Source organism: Bacteroides ilei (assembly GCF_900128495.1).
In the GTDB taxonomy this organism is placed as follows: Bacteria; Bacteroidota; Bacteroidia; order Bacteroidales; family Bacteroidaceae; genus Phocaeicola; species Phocaeicola ilei.
Genome location: NZ_LT635801.1, coordinates 1501716 through 1521573, shown reverse-complemented (window position 1 = coordinate 1521573; position 19858 = coordinate 1501716). Strand labels below are relative to the sequence as shown.

Sequence of the window (19858 nt, the reverse complement as noted above, 5' to 3'; positions counted from 1 at the left end):
AACCTTTTGTAACCATGAACAAGAATAAGATAAGGAATATACAGAAATTCTTGACCGAAGGGATCTGGCGGATTACGGAAGATGAAATAACGCCCATACGGAGCCTTCTCTATTCTTGTATCAAGGTGGTGATACTTTCTGTCAAACAATTCCTGAACGACCGTATCCAGGTCCGGGCATCGGCCCTCACCTACAGTACATTACTTTCTATCATACCCATATTGGCCCTTCTGTTTGCCATAGCCCGGGGCTTCGGATTCGACGAACTGATAGAGGAACAGCTGCGCACCGGTGTCGTTAGCCAGCAGAGCGGACTGATAATCACATGGATCAACTCATACCTGCAACATGCACAAAGCGGCATCTTCATCGGGGTAGGTCTGGTCATGCTGTTGTGGAGCATCCTGATCCTGATAGACAACATCGAACGCAGCTTCAATGCCATATGGCAAGTCAAACATCCACGGACCCCATTCCGTAAAATAACCGACTATTTCTCCATGATCCTGCTGCTGCCTCTGCTTATCGTCATATCAAGCGGTCTTACCATCTTCATGACTACCTATGTAAAAGACATGCAGAACTTCCTGCTGCTGGCTCCGGTCATGAAACTTCTGGTACGGCTCATTCCCTATACACTGACATGGCTCATGTTTACCGGACTGTACATATTCATGCCCAATACCCGCGTACGCTTCAGCCACGCATGGCTTCCCGGACTGCTTGCCGGAAGTGCCTTCCAGGCATTCCAATACATCTATGTGAACAGCCAGATCTGGGTTTCGAACTATAACGCCATCTATGGCAGTTTCGCAGCCATCCCCATGTTCCTGCTATGGACACAAATATCCTGGACCATCTGCCTTTTCGGGGCACAGATGTGCTACATCAGCCAGAATCTGGAATCGTTCAATTTTGAGAAAGAGACAAAAAATATCAGCCGGCGCTACCACGATTTCTTCTGTACCATCATCCTTTCGGCCATCTGCAAAAGGTTTGAAAAGGGAGAACCACCCTACACTGCCGAAGAGATCAGCAAAGAAAACAAGATTCCTGTCCGGCTGACCAGAACCATACTTTACCAGTTGCTGGATATGGGTCTGATCTATGAAACACCGGAAGAAAAAAAAGGTCTGGTACGCTTCGTACCCGGAATGGATATCCATCATCTGAGCGTAGGAGTATTGCTCAACAAGCTGGACAGTTACGGAGCAGAAGACTTCAAGATTAACCACAAACAATATTCGTCATACTGGGACGCCCTGATAACCGCACGCGAAGAATATACCCGGCAAAACAACCAGATTTTGCTGAAAGACCTGTAACACACCCTGACCACAACAAATAAAAATGGTTTAAAAGTGTAAAATCGACACTTTTATGTTACATAACATATATCTCTGAATAACAACCTATCGCGATAAGTGTTACATTTACACCAAATTAAAACTTATACTAATATTAGTTATATGAAAAGCATGAGTAAATCATTGGCAGGTGCAGCCTTAACCGCTTTACTGATAAGCGCTTGCAGCACAAAACCGGCACAGCCCCAGCTTACACTTTCAGGTCTGGATCCGGCAAATTTCGAGACAACAACCGACAGTAACAAACAAACCCACTTGTACACCTTGAAAAATTCCCAAGGTATGGAAGTATGTATCACAAACTTCGGAGGGCGAATTGTTTCCGTCATGGTCCCTGACCGTAACGGGAAAATGACCGACGTAGTATTGGGATTCGACAGCGTAGCAGACTACCAGCATATTCCCAGCGATTTCGGAGCTTCCATCGGACGTTATGCCAATCGCATAAACAAAGGACAAATGGTTATAGACGGCGATTCAATCCAATTGCCCTTAAACAATTTCGGGCACTGTCTGCACGGCGGCCCTACCGGATGGCAATATCAGGTATACGAAGGTACACAGACCAATGACAGCACCCTGCAGCTTGTAATGAAATCTCCGGACGGAGACAATAACTTCCCCGGAAACGTAGAAGCACATGTAACTTACGCTCTTACAGCCGACAATGCTATAAGCATCAGCTACTCGGCCACAACAGACAAGACTACAGTCATCAACATGACAAACCACTCTTATTTCAACCTGAACGGAGATCCCTCCAAACCGGCAACCGACTGTATCCTTTACGTAGCCGCAGACAGCATTACACCTGTAGACAATACATTCATGACAACAGGTGAAATGATGGCTGTAGCAGGAACACCTTTTGATTTCAATACTCCCAAGACCATTGCTCCTTCTGTAACCGACTTCACGAACGAACAAGTGAAATTCGGCAACGGTTTCGACCACAACTGGGTATTGAAGACCAAAGGAGACATCAGCCAGCTGGCAGCCAAGCTGACCAGTCCGACAACCGGTATCACACTGGAGGTATATACCGACGAACCGGGTATACAGGTCTATACCGGTAACTTCCTGGACGGAAAAGTGAAGGGAAAGAAAGGCATTGCCTATCCGCAACGGGCATCCGTATGTCTGGAAACACAACATTACCCCGACAGCCCCAACAAGCCTCAATGGCCGTCGACAATTCTGGAACCGGGTCAGACATACCAGAGCCACTGTATCTTTAAGTTCGGTGTAGAAAAATAAACCTTAATTCAATACTAAATAAACATAAGAAAATATGAATTGGACTACAAATGAATTTATCTGGCTCGACTGGGTGGTTCTCGCCATTGGAATCGTAGCCATCATATGGGCCATCTACCGCGCCATAAAGAAAGATAAGGAAAAGATGAAAGGAGCCGACAGCCAAGACTACCTCTTCGGTAAAGGTGAACCCTGGTACATAATCGGTGCCGCAATCTTCGCAGCCAATATCGGATCGGAACACCTGGTAGGCCTTGCCGGTACAGGTGCCAAAGACGGTGTAGGTATGGCCCACTGGGAAATGCAAGGCTGGATGATCCTGATTCTGGGATGGTTGTTCGTTCCGTTCTACCAACTGCTGAACAACAAGATGGGTAAGATCATTACCATGCCCGACTTTCTGAAATTCCGCTATACCCAACGTACGGGTTCCTGGCTGTCAATCATTACCTTGATTGCATATGTACTTACCAAAGTTTCCGTTACAGCCTTCACCGGCGGTATCTTCTTCGAATACCTGCTGGGACTGCCGTTCTGGTATGGTGCCATCGGACTGATTGCCGTTACCGCAATATTCACGGTATTCGGTGGCATGAAGGGTGTCATGACCCTGTCTGCCATCCAGACACCTATCCTTATAATCGGTTCTTTCCTCGTATTGTTCCTGGGATTAAGCATGCTGGGTGACGGCAGCATATCCGAAGGATGGTCACAGATGATGGCCGTATGTAATGCAGCCCACGACGGTTTCGGAACGACTCATATGTTCCATACTGACCCGGCCGACCCAATGTACCAGCAATTCCCGGGATATGTAGTATTCTTGGGTGCCTCCATCATCGGATTCTGGTACTGGTGTACCGACCAACATATCGTACAGCGTGTATTGGGACAGCAGAAAGGTGAATCGAACGAGGTGGTTATGCGACGCGCCCGTCGCGGTACTATCGCAGCCGGATACTTCAAACTGTTACCGGTATTCATGTTCCTGATTCCGGGAATGGTAGCTTATGCACTTGCCCAAAAGACAGGTAGCGGCATTGTCATGGATATTACCAACACACACGATACAGACGGAGCCTTCGCCATGATGGTAAAAAATATATTACCAGCCGGCGTGAAAGGCATCGTTACCATCGGATTTATCTGCGCTCTTGTTGCTTCATTGGCCGCATTCTTCAACAGCTGCGCCACGCTGTTTACTGAAGACTTCTATAAACCGATGAAAAAAGGAATGAGCGAAAGCCATTATGTACTGGTAGGCCGTATCGCAACCGTAGTTGTCGTACTCCTAGGACTGGCATGGATGCCTATCATGATGAATATGGGTAACCTGTACTCTTATCTGCAGGATATCCAATCATTGATTGCTCCGGCCATGGTTGCCGTATTCACTCTGGGTATCTTCTCGAAGCGGATCACTCCGAAGGCCGGTGAATGGGGACTTATCGGCGGTTTCCTGATCGGTATGGTACGTCTGCTGACCAACGTCATTACCAACTCGGGGAAAGCTGTCATGGACGGCGCATTCTGGGAATATACTTCCTGGTTCTGGCAGACCAACTGGCTTATCTTCGAAGTCTGGCTGCTGGTATTCCTGATCATATTCATGATTGTAGTATCCTGCTTCACTCCGAAACCTTCGGCACAGCAGATTGAAGCCATTACATTTACCGGAAATTATAAGCAGGAAATCCTGAAGAGCTGGAACAAATGGGATGTCATCGCTACCCTGGGTGTCATTGTCCTTTGCGCCTTGTTCTACACATATTTCTGGTAATCGGTACGAACCGTTAACATTCCGAAAAGGGAACTTGCGGAAAATTGTATTTATCGTCTAATCAATAATTAAACAGTGTATTATCAATGAGCAACTATTATAGCGTCAACCCCAAATTCTACATTTCGGTAGACTGCATCATTTTCGGATTCCACGAAGGGAAGCTGCACCTGTTGCTTCTCAAAAGGAATTTTGAACCGGCCAGAGGAGAATGGTCTCTGATGGGCGGGTTTGTTCAGGAAAACGAAAGTGTAGATGATGCGGCCAAACGGGTGCTGGCAGAACTTACGGGACTGGACCAGGTATATATGGAACAGGTCGGATCTTTCGGCGCCATAGACCGGGATCCGGGTGAACGGGTAATATCTGTTGCATATTATGCACTGATCAATATCAATGAATACGATCGCGAACTGGTACAGAGACACAATGCCTTCTGGGTAGACATAGACGAACTGCCACCGTTGATCTTCGACCACCAAGCTATGGTTGAACAGGCTCGGGCTCTGATGCAGCAAAAGGCATCGGTAGCTCCCATAGGCTTCAACCTGCTGCCCAGACTGTTCACCTTGTCACAGCTGCAAAGTCTGTATGAGGCAATCTACGGAGAGGCCATAGACAAAAGGAATTTCCGTAAACGGATAGCCGATATGGACTATATAGAAAAGACAGACCTGATTGACAAGACAACATCCAAACGTGGCGCTGCCCTCTACCGGTTCAACGAAAAGGTATACCGCAGAGCTCCCAAATTCAAACTGTAACTTTTATACGTTAAACATATGTTAGAAGAATTAAAAGAAAAGGTATTTCACGCCAACCTCGATCTGGTGAGACACGGACTGGTCATTTTCACCTGGGGGAACGTTTCCGGAATTGACCGTGAAAGCGGCTTGGTAGTCATCAAGCCGAGTGGCGTAAGCTATGATGAAATGAAAGCTGAAGACATGGTTGTAGTTGACCTCGACGGAAAAGTGGTAGAAGGCCGGCTCAAACCGTCTTCTGATACTCCTACACACGTAGTGCTATACAAAGCCTTCCCCGAAATAGGCGGAGTGGTACATACACATTCCACATATGCTACAGCCTGGGCACAGGCCGGATGTGATATTCCTAACATCGGTACAACCCACGCCGATTACTTCCATGAAGCCATTCCCTGCACGGCAGACATGACCGAAGCAGAAGTGAAAGGAGCCTATGAACTGGAAACAGGAAATGTCATAGTAAAACGTTTTGAAGGCATGAATCCTGTACATACACCGGGCGTATTGGTAAAGAACCACGGACCGTTTGCCTGGGGAAAAGACGCACATGATGCCGTACACAATGCAGTAGTTATGGAACAGGTTGCCAAAATGGCTTCTATCGCCTATGCCATCAACCCAAACCTGACCATGAATCCATTGCTTATCGAAAAGCATTTCAGCCGTAAACACGGCCCCAATGCTTATTATGGACAGAAATAAAAATAACCGAATTAATAAAAACATAAAATAATATAGTATATGAACGCATTTGATCAATATGAAGTATGGTTCGTCACAGGAGCACAGCTTCTGTACGGAGGTGACGCTGTAATCGCAGTAGATGCACACAGCAATGAAATGGTGAAAGGACTGAATGAATCAGGTAAACTGCCTGTTAAAGTTGTATATAAAGGAACTGCCAACTCTTCAAAAGAAGTGGAAGCAGTATTCAAAGCAGCCAACAACGACGAAAAATGTATCGGTGTAATTACTTGGATGCATACATTCTCACCGGCAAAGATGTGGATCCACGGTCTGCAGCAGCTGAAAAAGCCTCTGCTCCACCTGCATACACAGTATAATAAGGAAATTCCTTGGGATACAATGGACATGGATTTCATGAACCTGAACCAGAGTGCACATGGCGACCGTGAATTCGGACATATCTGTACACGTATGCGTATCCGCCGTAAAGTGGTAGTAGGCTATTGGAAAGAAGAAGAAACACAGAAGAAGATTGCTGTATGGATGCGTGTATGCGCTGCATGGGCCGATGCACAAGACATGCTGATTATCCGTTTCGGTGACCAGATGAACAATGTGGCCGTAACAGACGGTGACAAGGTTGAAGCCGAACAGCGTATGGGATATCATGTAGACTATTGCCCGGTAAGCGAACTGATGGAATATCACAAACAGGTAAAAGACGCCGACGTAGATGCCTTGGTACAAACTTACTTTAAAGAATACGACCATGATGCAGCCCTTGAAGACAAATCTACAGAAGCTTATCAGAAGGTATGGAACTCTGCCAAAGCAGAACTTGCTCTCCGTGCCATTCTGAAAGACAAAGGTGCCAAAGGATTCACAACCAACTTCGATGACCTCGGACAGACTGACGGCAGCCACTTCGACCAGATTCCGGGCCTGGCATCACAACGTCTGATGGCAGAAGGTTACGGCTTCGGTGCTGAAGGTGACTGGAAATCGGCAGCTCTCTACCGTACCGTATGGGTAATGAACCAGGGATTCGCCAACGGTTGTTCCTTCCTGGAAGACTATACACTGAACTTCGACGGTGAAAACAGCGCTATCCTTCAGGCACACATGCTGGAAGTATGTCCGCTGATTGCAGCCAAGAAACCTCGTCTGGAAGTACACTTCCTCGGAATCGGTATCCGCAAGAGTGAAACTGCCCGTCTGGTATTCACGTCAAAGGTAGGTAAAGGCTGTACAGCTACTGTCGTTGACCTGGGTAACCGTTTCCGCCTTATCGTAAACGATGTTGAATGTATCGAACCGAAACCACTGCCTAAACTGCCGGTAGCTTCCGCTTTGTGGAAACCGATGCCTAACTTTGAAACTGGTGCCGGAGCATGGATCCTGGCAGGTGGTACCCACCACTCCTGCTTCTCATACGACCTTACAGCCGAATACTGGGAAGACTATGCAGAAATTGCAGGTATTGAAATGGTACACATCAACAAGGATACTACAATCAGTGAATTCAAGAAAGAACTTCGCATGAACGAAGTCTACTACATGCTCAACAAAGCTCTTTGCTAATATCATATAACTAAATTAAAAGTGCACGGCAAGCCATTGCCGGCTGCACTTTTAATTTTATTGTATCTACCTTTATTTTATCACCGAAACATATACAATGACATATGGAATCTAATGCTAAGTCAACTATCGAAAACGGCAAAGCCATTCTTGGTATCGAATTCGGCTCCACTCGAATCAAGGCCGTCCTGATTGACCAGGAAAACAAGCCGATTGCCCAAGGAAGCCATACGTGGGAAAACCAGTTGGAAAACGGTCTCTGGACCTACAGTATCGATGCTATCTGGGCCGGGGTACAGGACTGTTACGCCGACCTCCGTGCAAATGTACAGAAGCAGTACGGAATTGAAATAGAAACCTTGGCCGCCATCGGAATCAGTGCCATGATGCACGGTTACATGGCTTTCAACGACAAGGAAGAGATCCTGGTACCGTTCCGCACCTGGAGAAACACCAATACCGGACAGGCTGCAGCCGAACTGTCGGAACTCTTTGTATACAACATCCCGTTGAGATGGAGTATCTCCCACCTTTATCAGGCTATCCTGAACAAGGAAGAACATGTAAAAGACATAAAGTTCCTGACTACACTGGCAGGCTATGTACACTGGCAGATTACAGGTGCAAAGGTGCTGGGTATAGGCGATGCATCCGGTATGCTCCCTATTGACCCGGAGACAAAGAACTACTCGGCTGAAATGATCGGAAAGTTCGACAAGCTGGTAAGCCCTTACGGCTTCAGCTGGAAACTGACTGATATCTTGCCTAAAGTTCTGCTGGCCGGCGAAGACGCAGGCTGCCTGACAGAGAAAGGCGCAAGACTGCTCGATGTTTCCGGACACCTGAAAGCGGGTATTCCTGTCTGTCCTCCCGAAGGAGATGCCGGAACAGGAATGGTAGCAACAAACGCCGTAAAGCAACGTACAGGAAACGTATCGGCAGGAACCTCTTCATTCTCAATGATCGTTCTGGAAAAGGATCTTTCCAAACCTTATGAGATGATTGATATGGTGACCACCCCCGACGGCAGTCTGGTAGCCATGGTACATTGCAACAACTGTACATCCGACCTGAATGCATGGGTAGGACTGTTCAAGGAATACCAGGAACTGATGGGTATACCGGTAGATATGGATGAAATATTCGGCAAACTCTACAATAACGCATTAAAAGGAGATACCGACTGTGGTGGCCTGATTTCATACAACTACTTCTCGGGCGAACCTGTAACCGGCCTGACAGAAGGACGTCCTCTGTTCGTCCGCACAGCCAATGACAAATTCAATCTGGCCAACTTCATGCGTGCTCATCTATACGCTTCAGTAGCCGTTCTGAAAATCGGTAATGACATACTTTTCAACGACGAAAAGATCAAGGTCGACCGAATTACCGGTCATGGCGGACTGTTCAAAACAAAAGGGGTAGGACAGCGTATCCTGGCCGCAGCCATCAACTCACCTATCTCTGTAATGGAAACGGCAGGTGAAGGCGGTGCCTGGGGTATCGCATTGCTCGGTTCCTATCTGGTCAATAATGACAAAAAACAGTCATTGTCCGATTTTCTCGATGAAAAAGTATTTGCAGGAAATACCGGCATCGAGGTTTCTCCTGAACCAGAATACGTAAAAGGTTTCAATGAATACATTGAACATTACAAGACCTGCCTGGCCATTGAAGAAGCTGCCGTGAAATTCAAGAAATAAAATAAGATCAGTCCGGGAATACCGGCAATCTCTTCCCAAATCAATCTCCTTATTCCTTTCTTTATATATAGGAATAAGGGGATTTTTTTATATAGTTGTACCAATAAGAAATAAATTTTACCTTTGTGGAAAACCGAGCTTCACATGAAAAACATCATTCCCTACCTCATAATCATCCTATGCCTGTCTGTATGTGCAAGAACCGGTTACGCTGCGACATCGGAAAAAGCAGTGAAGGAACTTCTGGAAAAAGCGCAAAAAGAACTCTATACCAATCCGCAACAGGTAGCCTATTATGCCACAAAAGCCAGGGCCGCCGCAACATCCCCATTACTACGTGCACAATCTCTCTATCTTTATGCACAGGCGGAAAAGCTCTTAGGAAATTTCGATGGATGTATTGAAGCCCTGTATGAAGCTGAAGATCTGCTCTCAAACAAGAAGGAAGGAACCGGCCTGAAAGGCCATATCTATAACCTGATGAGTGTAACTTATTGTAATCTGGGAGATTATGGCAAGGCTATCACATTAAGCGACAAGGCTATCTCCTTTTTCAAGGTACAAAATGATTCGCTCAATCTGGCATCATGCTACAATAACCGAGGAATCATACATATCCACATCAATGAATTTCCACAGGCAAACCGATTTCTGGAACAAGCTCTGGCCATCAACCGATCTTCAAAGAACCTGAAAAGCATAGCCAGCAATCTGAACAACCTCTGTCTGTTCAAGGACAGTATCAAAGAGCAAATGGAATGGATCAAAGAAGCAATTATCATTAACAAACATCTGAACGCCACCTGGTCATTGGGAGAAAACTACAATAACCTGGGAAAGCTCTACTACTACGACCGGAAATATCCGGAAGCTATAGCCGCACTCGAAAAAGCCTACCGACTGGCTTCAAGTATCGGAGCCAAAGGGATCATCTGCGACAATTATGAATATGCCGCACTGGTATACAGTGCCATAGGAAATTACAAGGTAGCTTATGAAAAACAGAAGGCCCTCTATAACCTGAGCAAAGAAATCCAGAGCGAGAACAAGCTGCGTACTGTAGAACAGCGCATCGCCCAAGACAAGCTCTTGGCACAACAGCAGAAAGAAGAACTGCAAGAACGGGAATATAGGATCAAACTGTTACGTCGGAATATCATGACCATACTGACTGTGGGAATCTCATTAGCCATTATCTGTTTCCTTTTGTTCCAACGCATAAAACGTAAGAAAAAAATCCAACTGCTCAACACACAATATATGTTGGAACAGTCGGAACATGAACTGGCCAAGTTTAAAATGCATCAGCAGAAAATGGAACTGGAAAATGTACAGCAGGAACTGGAAACCAGCAAACAGGAAACAACTAACTTCGCCTTGTTCCTGCAAAGCCGCAATGAACTGCTGGACAAAATCCAGGAACTGGTACGACAAGGGTACCGGATGGAAAAACAGGAACTGATTACGCATCTGAAAAAGATCAATGCCTTCATAGGCCAATATCAGACAAATAACAAAAACAACAGCATGACCCTACAGACCATAGACGAAAAGACCAAGGAATTTCTGACCCATCTGACTGAAAGGCATCCCAATCTCACACAGGGAGAGAAATACCTGGCCAGCCTGCTGAGGGTAAACTTATCTACCAAAGAAATCGCCATGCTGACCGGAAACACTCCCAAAACCATCAACATGAACCGATACCGCCTGCGCAAGGCTTTGGGATTGTCTTCAGAAGCAGATCTTATCGCTTATATACAGTCTATATGAACACTTCCTCGGAAACATCATGAAACGCCTATTCTGTAGATATATCATACATATATAAAACACTAATTATCAATGATATAAATCAACAGAATGTAGATATAAATCAGTACCGAAGACATGCCTGTGTAGACTCTTTGTGACAACAGATCAAAACGTCCTTCAATTCCTTTTGAATATATTTGGTTCATCGAAAAACTTAGTCGATTAACCTTAATATAAACGAAACACAAATGGAAAAAAGATGTTGTCTCAAAGCGTGGCAGTTCATATTCCTGCTAGCTTTATTGTTCCCCATGTCAGGGTTTGCACAAGCAATCCAAGTGAAAGGTACAGTACTCGATGCATCGGGAATGTCAGTTATCGGTGCAAGTGTCTTGGAAAAAGGAACCACCAACGGTATCATCACCGATCTGGATGGAAACTTTGAACTTCAGGTATCTCCCAATGCTACTCTTGTAATATCTTATGTCGGTTTCCAGACCCAGGAAATCGAAGTCAACAACCAACGCAGCTTTAAAATCATACTCAAGGAGGACACGGAAGTCTTAGACGAGGTAGTAGTGGTAGGTTACGGAACAATGAAAAAAAGTGATATGACCGGAGCCATTTCATCCGTAGATGTGGAAGAATTGACCAAACGTACCACAACCAATCCGGCCGAAGCCCTACAAGGGAAAATAGCCGGAGTAAATATCATGAAATCAGGAGGAAATGCCGGAGCAGGAGTTTCTGTAAAAATCCGTGGAGTAAAATCTTTCGGCGACAACGAACCGCTGTACATCATTGACGGGTTTCCCGGTGACATCAACAGCGTCAATCCGGTGGATATCCAATCAATGGAGGTGCTGAAAGACGGTGCAGCTGCAGCCATCTATGGTTCCGTTGCAGCAAACGGAGTGGTCATCATCACAACAAAAAACGGTAAGAAAGGCGAAACACACATTGACTTCAATACCTATCTGAGTATGACCCAAGTTGCCAAACGGCTGGAATTTCTGAATGCGGACCAATATAAATCAGTTATCAAATCAATGTATATAAATGCCGGTCGGGAAAACGAAATCCCAGCCTACTGCAATACCGATACGGGAATTGACACCCATTGGCAAGATGAAATGATGCGCAACGGATTTGCTCAAAATTACATGTTCAGTGTGAGAGGAGGCGGTGAAACAGCTCAATATTCCGTATCGTATAACCATGCTGACGACAAAGGTATTTTTCTGGGAAACGATTTCCGCCAGGACAATGCCCGCATGAAACTCCACATGAGCAAATACATATTTGATCTGGATGCCAATTTAGGGTTCCGTTATACAAAGAACCACCAGCCTACCTATTCGCTGAAGGAAGTATATAACATATCACCGCTCGTACCTGTATATGACGAGAATGAAAAATATGGTTTCGGACTTACAGCCAGCCAAGGACTTCCTTCCAACAACAATCCGATGGCCGACTATCATTACCGGAATGAAGTAGAAAAGACATTCAGCACAACTGCCAATGTTTCGTTGGGTATCAGAATTGCTCCATGGCTCAACTTCAAGACCAGCTATGCCTACCGTGGCAAACACTACAGATACACACTGCATTATCCCGATTATATTTCCAATGCACAGCAGACCCATCTATATCCCTACAACAGTGAATCAACCTATTACTGGGAAGAACAGGTAATTGACAATATTCTGAATTTTAACAAGGAATTCGGGAAACATAGTCTGAATGTAATGGTCGGTTCATCTATCAATACAACCAAGAACACATCGAACGGAGTGGCAGTAGAAGGTTTTTCCACCAGATATTCGGTCGATAAGGACGGTAACCTGGTAACCAAAGATGAACCGTCAGGATTCCTCGACCCGAGTTTCACAACAATCGATGCTGGTAAAGGCGGTACTTATACCGGAAACGGAACCAAATACACGTATAACCGTGCCTCGTTCTTCGGAAGAATCAATTATAACTTCAACGACCGCTATCTCATCCAGGCTACCATGCGTTACGACGGTTCATCCAAATTCGGGAAAAACAACCGTTGGGGTGCATTCCCTTCCATCGCTATAGGATGGCGTATCAGCGAAGAAAAGTTCTTCCCAAAGAACAGTTTCATCAACAATCTCAAGTTCCGTGCCAGCTGGGGACGCCTGGGAAATGAAAATGCTCTGGGATATTATGATTTCCAATCTCTTATATCTTCCTATAACACTTATTACGGAGGATACGTGCAAGGTAATGGAAGTAACCCGTGGGCCGGAGCAATTGCCTGGAACATGGAACGTAACGATCTGAAATGGGAAACCACCGATACAAAGAATATCGGATTCGATTACGGTATGTTCAACAACCGTCTGACCGGGAGCATCAACTATTATATCAACCAGACCGAAGATCTGCTGATCACTAAAAAACTTTCTCCATCGGCCGGTTACCAGAATCCGATACTGAATGTAGGCAAGATCCGCAACAAAGGATTCGAACTGGAACTGAACTGGAATGACAAAATAAAGGAGTTCGAATATAGCGTAGGATTCAATCTGAGTACCACACACAATGAAGTAGTAAGCCTTGCCGACAAAGGACAAGCCCTCTACTGCACCGGTCTGGTATATGGTACCGACTATACTCCGGCCTATGCCACCGAAGGTAAACCTATCAGTGCCTTCTACCTATACCGCACAGACGGAATTTTCCAGAGTGATGCAGAAGCCGCTGCCTATGTAAATGCCGACGGGAAAAAACTGCAGCCAAACGCCAAGGCTGGCGACATCCGTTTCAAGGATATAAACGGTGACGGAGTTCTGGACGAAAGTGACCGTGAATACTGCGGTACCGGAATCCCGAAAGTTGAAGCCAACCTGAACCTGTCGGCCGCATACAAGGGATTCGATCTGACTCTGTCACTGGGTAGTGCATGGGGACACAAACTGTTCAACGGTAACCGCTATTTTTATGAAAGCATGCAGACACCCGGACAAATGCTGACTACCGTACTGGATGCCTGGACTCCTTCAAATACCAAGACAGACATGCCGCGCGCCGTCTTGAATGACCCGAACAAAAATGCACGCGAATCTGAACGTTTCCTTGAAAAAGGTAATTTCGTCCGCCTGCGCCAAGCACAATTAGGTTATACCCTTCCGACCCATATCTTAAAAAAGATCTATATTGAAAAACTGCGCTTCTACATCAGTGGCGACAATCTGTTCACCATTACCCAGTATTCAGGTACAGATCCGGAATTTTCACGGAGAAGTCCGCTGGATACCGGTATAGACAGTTACATCTATCCGTTTACCCGTTCATTTACGGTAGGAGCACAATTGACATTCTAAACCATAACCATTCAATGACAGAAATATGAAAAAGTTCTTTTATCTAGCAAGTATATGCCTCGCCTTATCACTGACATCCTGCGAGGACTTCCTGTCTGTAGAATCACCGGACGAACTGACAGGCGACAATTATTGGAGAAACGAAGAAGATGCACAATCAGGACTTGCCGCTGCATATTCACAACTGTATCACGGGGATACGTACTCAACCAGTGAAGTACGCTGGCCGACAGAAGAATTCCGCGCCGACCTGTTCAAATTAGGAGGAGATGCCGGAAACTACGACCAATGGGTAGCCCTGTATTATTTCAACTATACCAATGGTAACACACAGTTTTCATATTACTACCAGGATTTGTATAGAGGCATCAACTTCGCCAATCAGGTACTGGCCAACGTAGCCAAAATCCCGAATCTGGACGAGAGCAAACGTAAAAGCATTCTCAACGAAGCCCATTTCCTAAGAGGATATTACCACATGATGCTCTTGCTGAACTGGGAAAAAATCATTATCCGCAATGAGTATATCGAAGAGACTTCCCAGTTAAACCGGCCCTTGTCTGAACGTGCAGACTGCTGGAACTTTGTCATCGAGGAACTGGAATACGCCACCGGTCTCCCGGAAAAAAGAAGTGACAATGAACTGGGACGTGCTACCAGCGGCTGTGCCTACTCATATCTGGGCTTTGCCTACCTGACCCGCGCCTACGAAGAACCCAGCCAGAAAGAGGCCTATCTGGAAAAAGCATTGACTGCACTGAACAACGTCAAAGGATATTCACTCGTAAGCGGAGACAAACTGATCGGAATGTTCAACGGGACAAACAAGAACTGTCCGGAATCCATCTTTGAAGTACAATACAGCAAAAGTGAAGCAAACGGTTCAGTCCACTATTCCTATATCAACCAATGGATCGGTTCAAGGGAACTGAACGGCTACGATGAAATTCTTCCGGGTACGGTTCTGATGGAAGAATACATGAAAGAAGGAAAACTGAACGACGGACGGTACGATGAACGTCTGTATAATACCATCTATTTCAAATGTGACTATTTCAATGACGGTACCGGCAGAGTAATGGGCAAGGAATATGATGACCTGTTCAGTGAAGACAGACCCGCATTCCGTAAGTTCACATCACCTACCCTGAAAGAAATGAGCGACGCATGTGCCATCAATATTCCGTTAATGCGCTATGTAAATGTCCTGCTGATGAAAGCGGAAGTACTGAACGAGCAAGGACATCCCGAACAGGCTATCCCTATCATCAACGATATCCGCAAGATACATGGAAACATGCCTCCTATGTCAGGAACGACCCAACAGGAAGTACGTAACCAGATAGAACATGAACGTATCATTGAATTCCCGCTGGAAAGCTACAGATGGTACGACCTGCGACGCTGGGGAAAGACGGCCGAAGCCCTACAGAAAGCAGGACGCAGCGGATTCGATAACAGCAAGCTGTTCTATCCGATACCTAAATGGGAAATTGACGCCAACCCCGAAGTAAAATAAAAGATTTGTAAACTGAGAAAGAATATGTTTACAGTTATCGGACTCATGCTGGGAGGTATGGCTGCCGGTTTTCTCCTCCGCAAGCGGGAACTTTCATGGACAAGCAAGGCCATTACCTTACTTATCTGGATACTTCTTTTTCTTCTGGGAGTGGAAGTGGGAAGTAACCGCCGTATCATAGAAGGGATAGCTACATTGGGGATAGAAGCTTTCGGCATTACACTGGCATGTATATCAGGAAGTTGCATATTTGCGTGGGGATTATGGTACCTGCTATACAGAAGGGAAGGAGGAAATGCATGAAAGGAAGTCTGATTATAGTCGGATTCTTCGCCATCGGTACCCTATGCGGAATATTCCACCTTATCCCATTCGATATGACAGAAAGCAACATAAGCTTCTATGCCTTGTGTGCATTGATGTTCTGTGTAGGATTAAGCATCGGAAACGATCCGCAAACCTTGAAGAATTTCCGTTCCCTGAATCCCAGACTGATATTCCTGCCGGCCGCTACCATAATGGGAACCTTATCGGCAGCCGCGCTGGTCAGCCTTATTCTGCCGCACAGAAGTGCGGCAGAATGTATGGCTGTAGGATCCGGATTCGGGTATTATTCACTTTCCAGTATCTTCATTACAGAATACAAAGGTCCGGAACTGGGAACCATCGCCCTGCTTTCGAACATTACCCGCGAAATCATGACCCTGCTGTGTGCCCCGCTACTGGTCCGCTGGTTCGGTAACCTCGCCCCGATAGCAGCCGGAGGAGCCACAACGATGGATACCACACTCCCTATCATAACCCGTTATGCCGGACAACAGTTTGCTGTAGTATCCATATTCCATGGTTTCGTCACCGATTTCAGCGTACCGTTCCTGGTAACGTTCTTTTGTTCCATTTAAATAAAAACACTTCATGAAAAGACACTTTTTCTATATAGCATGCATACTTGCCTCATTCACTACCAAGCGCATATACGCCGAATCTGTTCCATGGCAAGACCCGCAGGTCAATGAAATAAACCGTGAACCGATGCATGCGCATTTCATTCCATTCATCAGTGAAAAGGCGGCATTGTCACAACAGGCCCTACCCGATTTACAGCGTTTTGAGGTAAACCCGCAAACGGAACGGCGTATCTCGTTTGACGGGACCTGGAAATTCCTCTTTTCCCGGAACAATGACGCATGCCCGTCCGATTTCCATCATACGGATTACAACACCAGCCAATGGAAAGACATTGAAGTTCCAGGAAGCTGGGAACTTCAAGGATTCGACTCTCCTATCTATACGGATGTATCTTATCCGTTCCCTTGCAATCCGCCTTACGTTCCATCCGATTATAATCCGGTAGGAGCTTATGTACGTGAATTTACCGTTCCCGAAACATGGAACGGAATGGATATATTCATCGACTTTGAAGGGGTAGAATCGGCTTACTACTGCTGGATCAACGGTAAACTTGCCGGATACAGTGAAGACAGCCGACTCCCCGCGCATTTCAATATAACCAGGCTGTTGAAGAAAGGAAAGAACAGACTGGCAGTAAAGGTATTCCGTTTCAGTGACGGCTCTTATATGGAAGACCAGGACTACTGGAAATACAGCGGAATAGAAAGAGACGTCTATCTGTACGCCCGTCCCCAAAGCCGGGTCAAAGATTTCAAGCTGACAGCAGGAATGACAAACGGATACCGGGACGGAGAGTTCAATGTAGATATTACCTTACACAATCCCCGACAAGGACAACACGTGGAATTCAAAGTTCTGGATACACAAGGTAAAACCGTCTACATGCAAGAGAAAAAAATAAGGAACGCTACCGATACCTTATTCACCGGGAGCCATTTGTTCAAGAATGCACCGGCCTGGACTGCAGAAACGCCCAACCTGTATACGCTGGTCGTGAATACATTCGATAAGCAAGGAAAAACGATGGAATCATTCGCACACCCCTTCGGATTCCGTACGGTAGAGATGAAAAACGGACAACAGCTTATCAACGGTGTTCCGGTACTGTTCAAAGGAGTGAACCGCCACGAACACGATCCTTACAAAGGACGGTCGATCGACGTAGCAAGTATGGTGACCGATATCCGTCTCATGAAACAGTTCAATATCAATGCAGTACGTAACTGCCACTATCCCAACCATTACCAATGGTACGCACTATGCGACAAATATGGCCTTTACCTGGTAGGTGAAGCCAATATCGAAAGCCACGGTATGATGAACCACAAGGATGGTACACTCGCCAATTATCCGGAATGGGAATCCGCATTCATGCAGCGCATGAGCCGTATGGTAATGCGCGACCGCAACTGTACGGCTATCGTAACCTGGTCATTGGGAAATGAATCCGGTTACGGCAAGCATTTCGAAACAATATACAATTGGACTAAAAATACTGACCCGACCCGTCCGGTACAATACGAAGGAGGAGGATATGAAGGCAAATCAGACATTTACTGTCCGATGTACCCCCGTATATGGTCACTCCGTCGCCACATCAACCAGCGCGACGCACGTCCGATGATCATGTGCGAATATGCCCATGCCATGGGAAACAGCGTAGGTAACCTGCAGGATTACTGGGACCTGATATACAAATACGACCAGCTCCAGGGAGGATTTATCTGGGACTGGGTAGACCAGACGTTTGCAAAGGAAGATGGACGAGGAAACAAAATCTGGGCATACGGAGGTGACATGGGATATGTAGGCATACCCAATGACTCCAACTTCTGTGCCAACGGCCTGGTTGCCGCCGACCGCTCTCTGCATCCTCACATCTACGAAGTGAAAAAAGTATACCAATACATTCATTTCAGCCCAGTGGCCTTTACAACGAACCGGATCACAGTAACCAACCGTCATGATTTCATCAATCTCTCCGGATATCTTCTGCGTTGGAGTGTCGAAGCCGACGGGAAAAATATCCAACAGGGAACAATGGATTTTCCACCGGTGCCAGCCCGTCAAAGCCAGGAAATCTCATTACCTTTACAGCCTATCAGTGCAAGTGAAAAAGAATACTTTCTGAAGCTTGAAGCTGTAACCCGCCAAGATACTCCGATGATACCGGCCGGCCATGTAGCAGCAATGGAACAATGGAAACTGCCAGTAGAACAGATTATTCCGGAAATGGAACCCATAAGCGGAACCTTGACAACGGAACGCACTCCGGAATCCATCAGCCTGAGCGGAAACAGCTTCCGGGTCTGCTTCTCTGTCCGAAACGGAGAAATGACAACTTTGGAATATAACGGGAAAAACCTGATCAAAGCAGGGCTGCAGGCCAACTTCTGGCGAGGACTGACTGATAACGATGTGGCTAACGGAACACCAGAACGCTGCCGAATCTGGCAGGATGCGGGAAAGAATGCCCGCCTGAAGGATTTGAAATTGACCGAAGCTACAGACAAGCGGCAAGCCATTGTCACCGCTACATACCGTATGGAAGAACAGGACGCCGATCTGGATATTTCCTATATCATCCGCCCCGAAGGTACCATAAAAGTCACCATGAAATTCATCCCGGGAAACAAGGAACTGCCTGAGATGCCCCGACTGGGTATGCGCCTGATACTTCCGGCCGAATATGAAACAATGACCTGGCTGGGAAGAGGCCCTCACGAAAATTATGCCGACCGCAAGAGCAGTGCCGCAATCGGTTTATATACAGCCAGTGTATGGGAACAGTATCATCCATACGTACGCGCACAGGAAACGGCAAACAAATGTGATGTCCGCTGGGTAGCCTTACGTAATTCCGACGGAGAAGGCCTGCTCGTTACCGGAGAAGAACCGATGAGCGTCAGTGCATGGAATTTCCCGCAAGAAGACATTGAATACCGCCCGTTCAACGTAGAACGCCGTCATGGAAGAAGCGTAGAGAAAAAGGATCTGGTATGGCTGAATATAGACCATCGGCAGATGGGAGTAGGCGGTGACAATACATGGGGGGCACACGTACACTCCGAATATACCGTCACCCCTCACGCCTGGACATACAGTTTCACTCTCCGCCCCTTGGGAGCCGGATCGGACGTCATACAGGAAACGTATAAAAAATTTTTCTAACCA

At 46.3% G+C, this 19858-nt stretch carries 13 protein-coding genes; all 13 read left to right on the top strand.

Going from position 1 to position 19858, the window contains the following annotated elements:
• The first annotated feature begins 14 nt into the window (after positions 1 to 14).
• The 13 genes from BQ7489_RS06560 (at position 15) to BQ7489_RS06500 (ending at position 19855) form a co-directional block, all read left to right on the top strand.
• Positions 15 to 1325 carry a YhjD/YihY/BrkB family envelope integrity protein gene (locus tag BQ7489_RS06560; protein ID WP_072530360.1) on the top strand — a complete coding sequence of 437 codons (1311 nt, stop codon included), beginning with the start codon at positions 15 to 17 and terminating at the stop codon, positions 1323 to 1325.
• A gap of 144 nt (positions 1326 to 1469) precedes the next feature.
• A complete protein-coding gene (locus BQ7489_RS06555; RefSeq protein WP_072530359.1) occupies positions 1470 to 2624 on the top strand; it encodes an aldose epimerase family protein in 1155 nt (384 codons plus the stop codon).
• Positions 2625 to 2658: 34 nt separating this feature from the next.
• The gene (locus BQ7489_RS06550; RefSeq protein WP_072530358.1) at positions 2659 to 4404 is read left to right on the top strand and encodes a sodium:solute symporter; all 1746 of its coding nucleotides are present in this window, start codon (positions 2659 to 2661) and stop codon (positions 4402 to 4404) included.
• Positions 4405 to 4490: 86 nt separating this feature from the next.
• Positions 4491 to 5168, top strand: a complete 678-nt coding sequence (locus BQ7489_RS06545; protein WP_072530357.1) for an NUDIX hydrolase — start codon at positions 4491 to 4493, stop codon at positions 5166 to 5168.
• Between the two features lie 18 nt (positions 5169 to 5186).
• Complete coding sequence (locus BQ7489_RS06540; protein ID WP_072530356.1) at positions 5187 to 5873, top strand: L-ribulose-5-phosphate 4-epimerase; 687 nt, start codon at positions 5187 to 5189, stop codon at positions 5871 to 5873.
• Between the two features lie 39 nt (positions 5874 to 5912).
• A complete protein-coding gene (gene araA, locus BQ7489_RS06535; protein WP_072530355.1) occupies positions 5913 to 7439 on the top strand; it encodes an L-arabinose isomerase in 1527 nt (508 codons plus the stop codon).
• A gap of 104 nt (positions 7440 to 7543) precedes the next feature.
• On the top strand, positions 7544 to 9142 hold the full coding sequence (locus tag BQ7489_RS06530) for a xylulokinase (protein ID WP_072530354.1): 1599 nt from the start codon (positions 7544 to 7546) through the stop codon (positions 9140 to 9142).
• A gap of 144 nt (positions 9143 to 9286) precedes the next feature.
• Positions 9287 to 10915 carry a tetratricopeptide repeat protein gene (locus tag BQ7489_RS06525; protein ID WP_072530353.1) on the top strand — a complete coding sequence of 543 codons (1629 nt, stop codon included), beginning with the start codon at positions 9287 to 9289 and terminating at the stop codon, positions 10913 to 10915.
• A gap of 230 nt (positions 10916 to 11145) precedes the next feature.
• Complete coding sequence (locus tag BQ7489_RS06520) at positions 11146 to 14253, top strand: SusC/RagA family TonB-linked outer membrane protein (RefSeq protein WP_072530352.1); 3108 nt, start codon at positions 11146 to 11148, stop codon at positions 14251 to 14253.
• Positions 14254 to 14278: 25 nt separating this feature from the next.
• On the top strand, positions 14279 to 15772 hold the full coding sequence (locus BQ7489_RS06515; protein WP_072530351.1) for a RagB/SusD family nutrient uptake outer membrane protein: 1494 nt from the start codon (positions 14279 to 14281) through the stop codon (positions 15770 to 15772).
• A 24-nt stretch (positions 15773 to 15796) separates the two neighbouring features.
• Complete coding sequence (locus BQ7489_RS06510) at positions 15797 to 16075, top strand: LysO family transporter (protein ID WP_072530350.1); 279 nt, start codon at positions 15797 to 15799, stop codon at positions 16073 to 16075.
• Positions 16072 to 16674, top strand: a complete 603-nt coding sequence (locus tag BQ7489_RS06505) for a LysO family transporter (RefSeq protein ID WP_072530349.1) — start codon at positions 16072 to 16074, stop codon at positions 16672 to 16674. Before BQ7489_RS06510 ends, BQ7489_RS06505 begins: the two co-directional genes overlap by 4 nt.
• 13 nt (positions 16675 to 16687) lie before the next feature.
• On the top strand, positions 16688 to 19855 hold the full coding sequence (locus BQ7489_RS06500; protein ID WP_072530348.1) for a beta-galactosidase, LacZ type: 3168 nt from the start codon (positions 16688 to 16690) through the stop codon (positions 19853 to 19855).
• Positions 19856 to 19858: the final 3 nt, after the last annotated feature.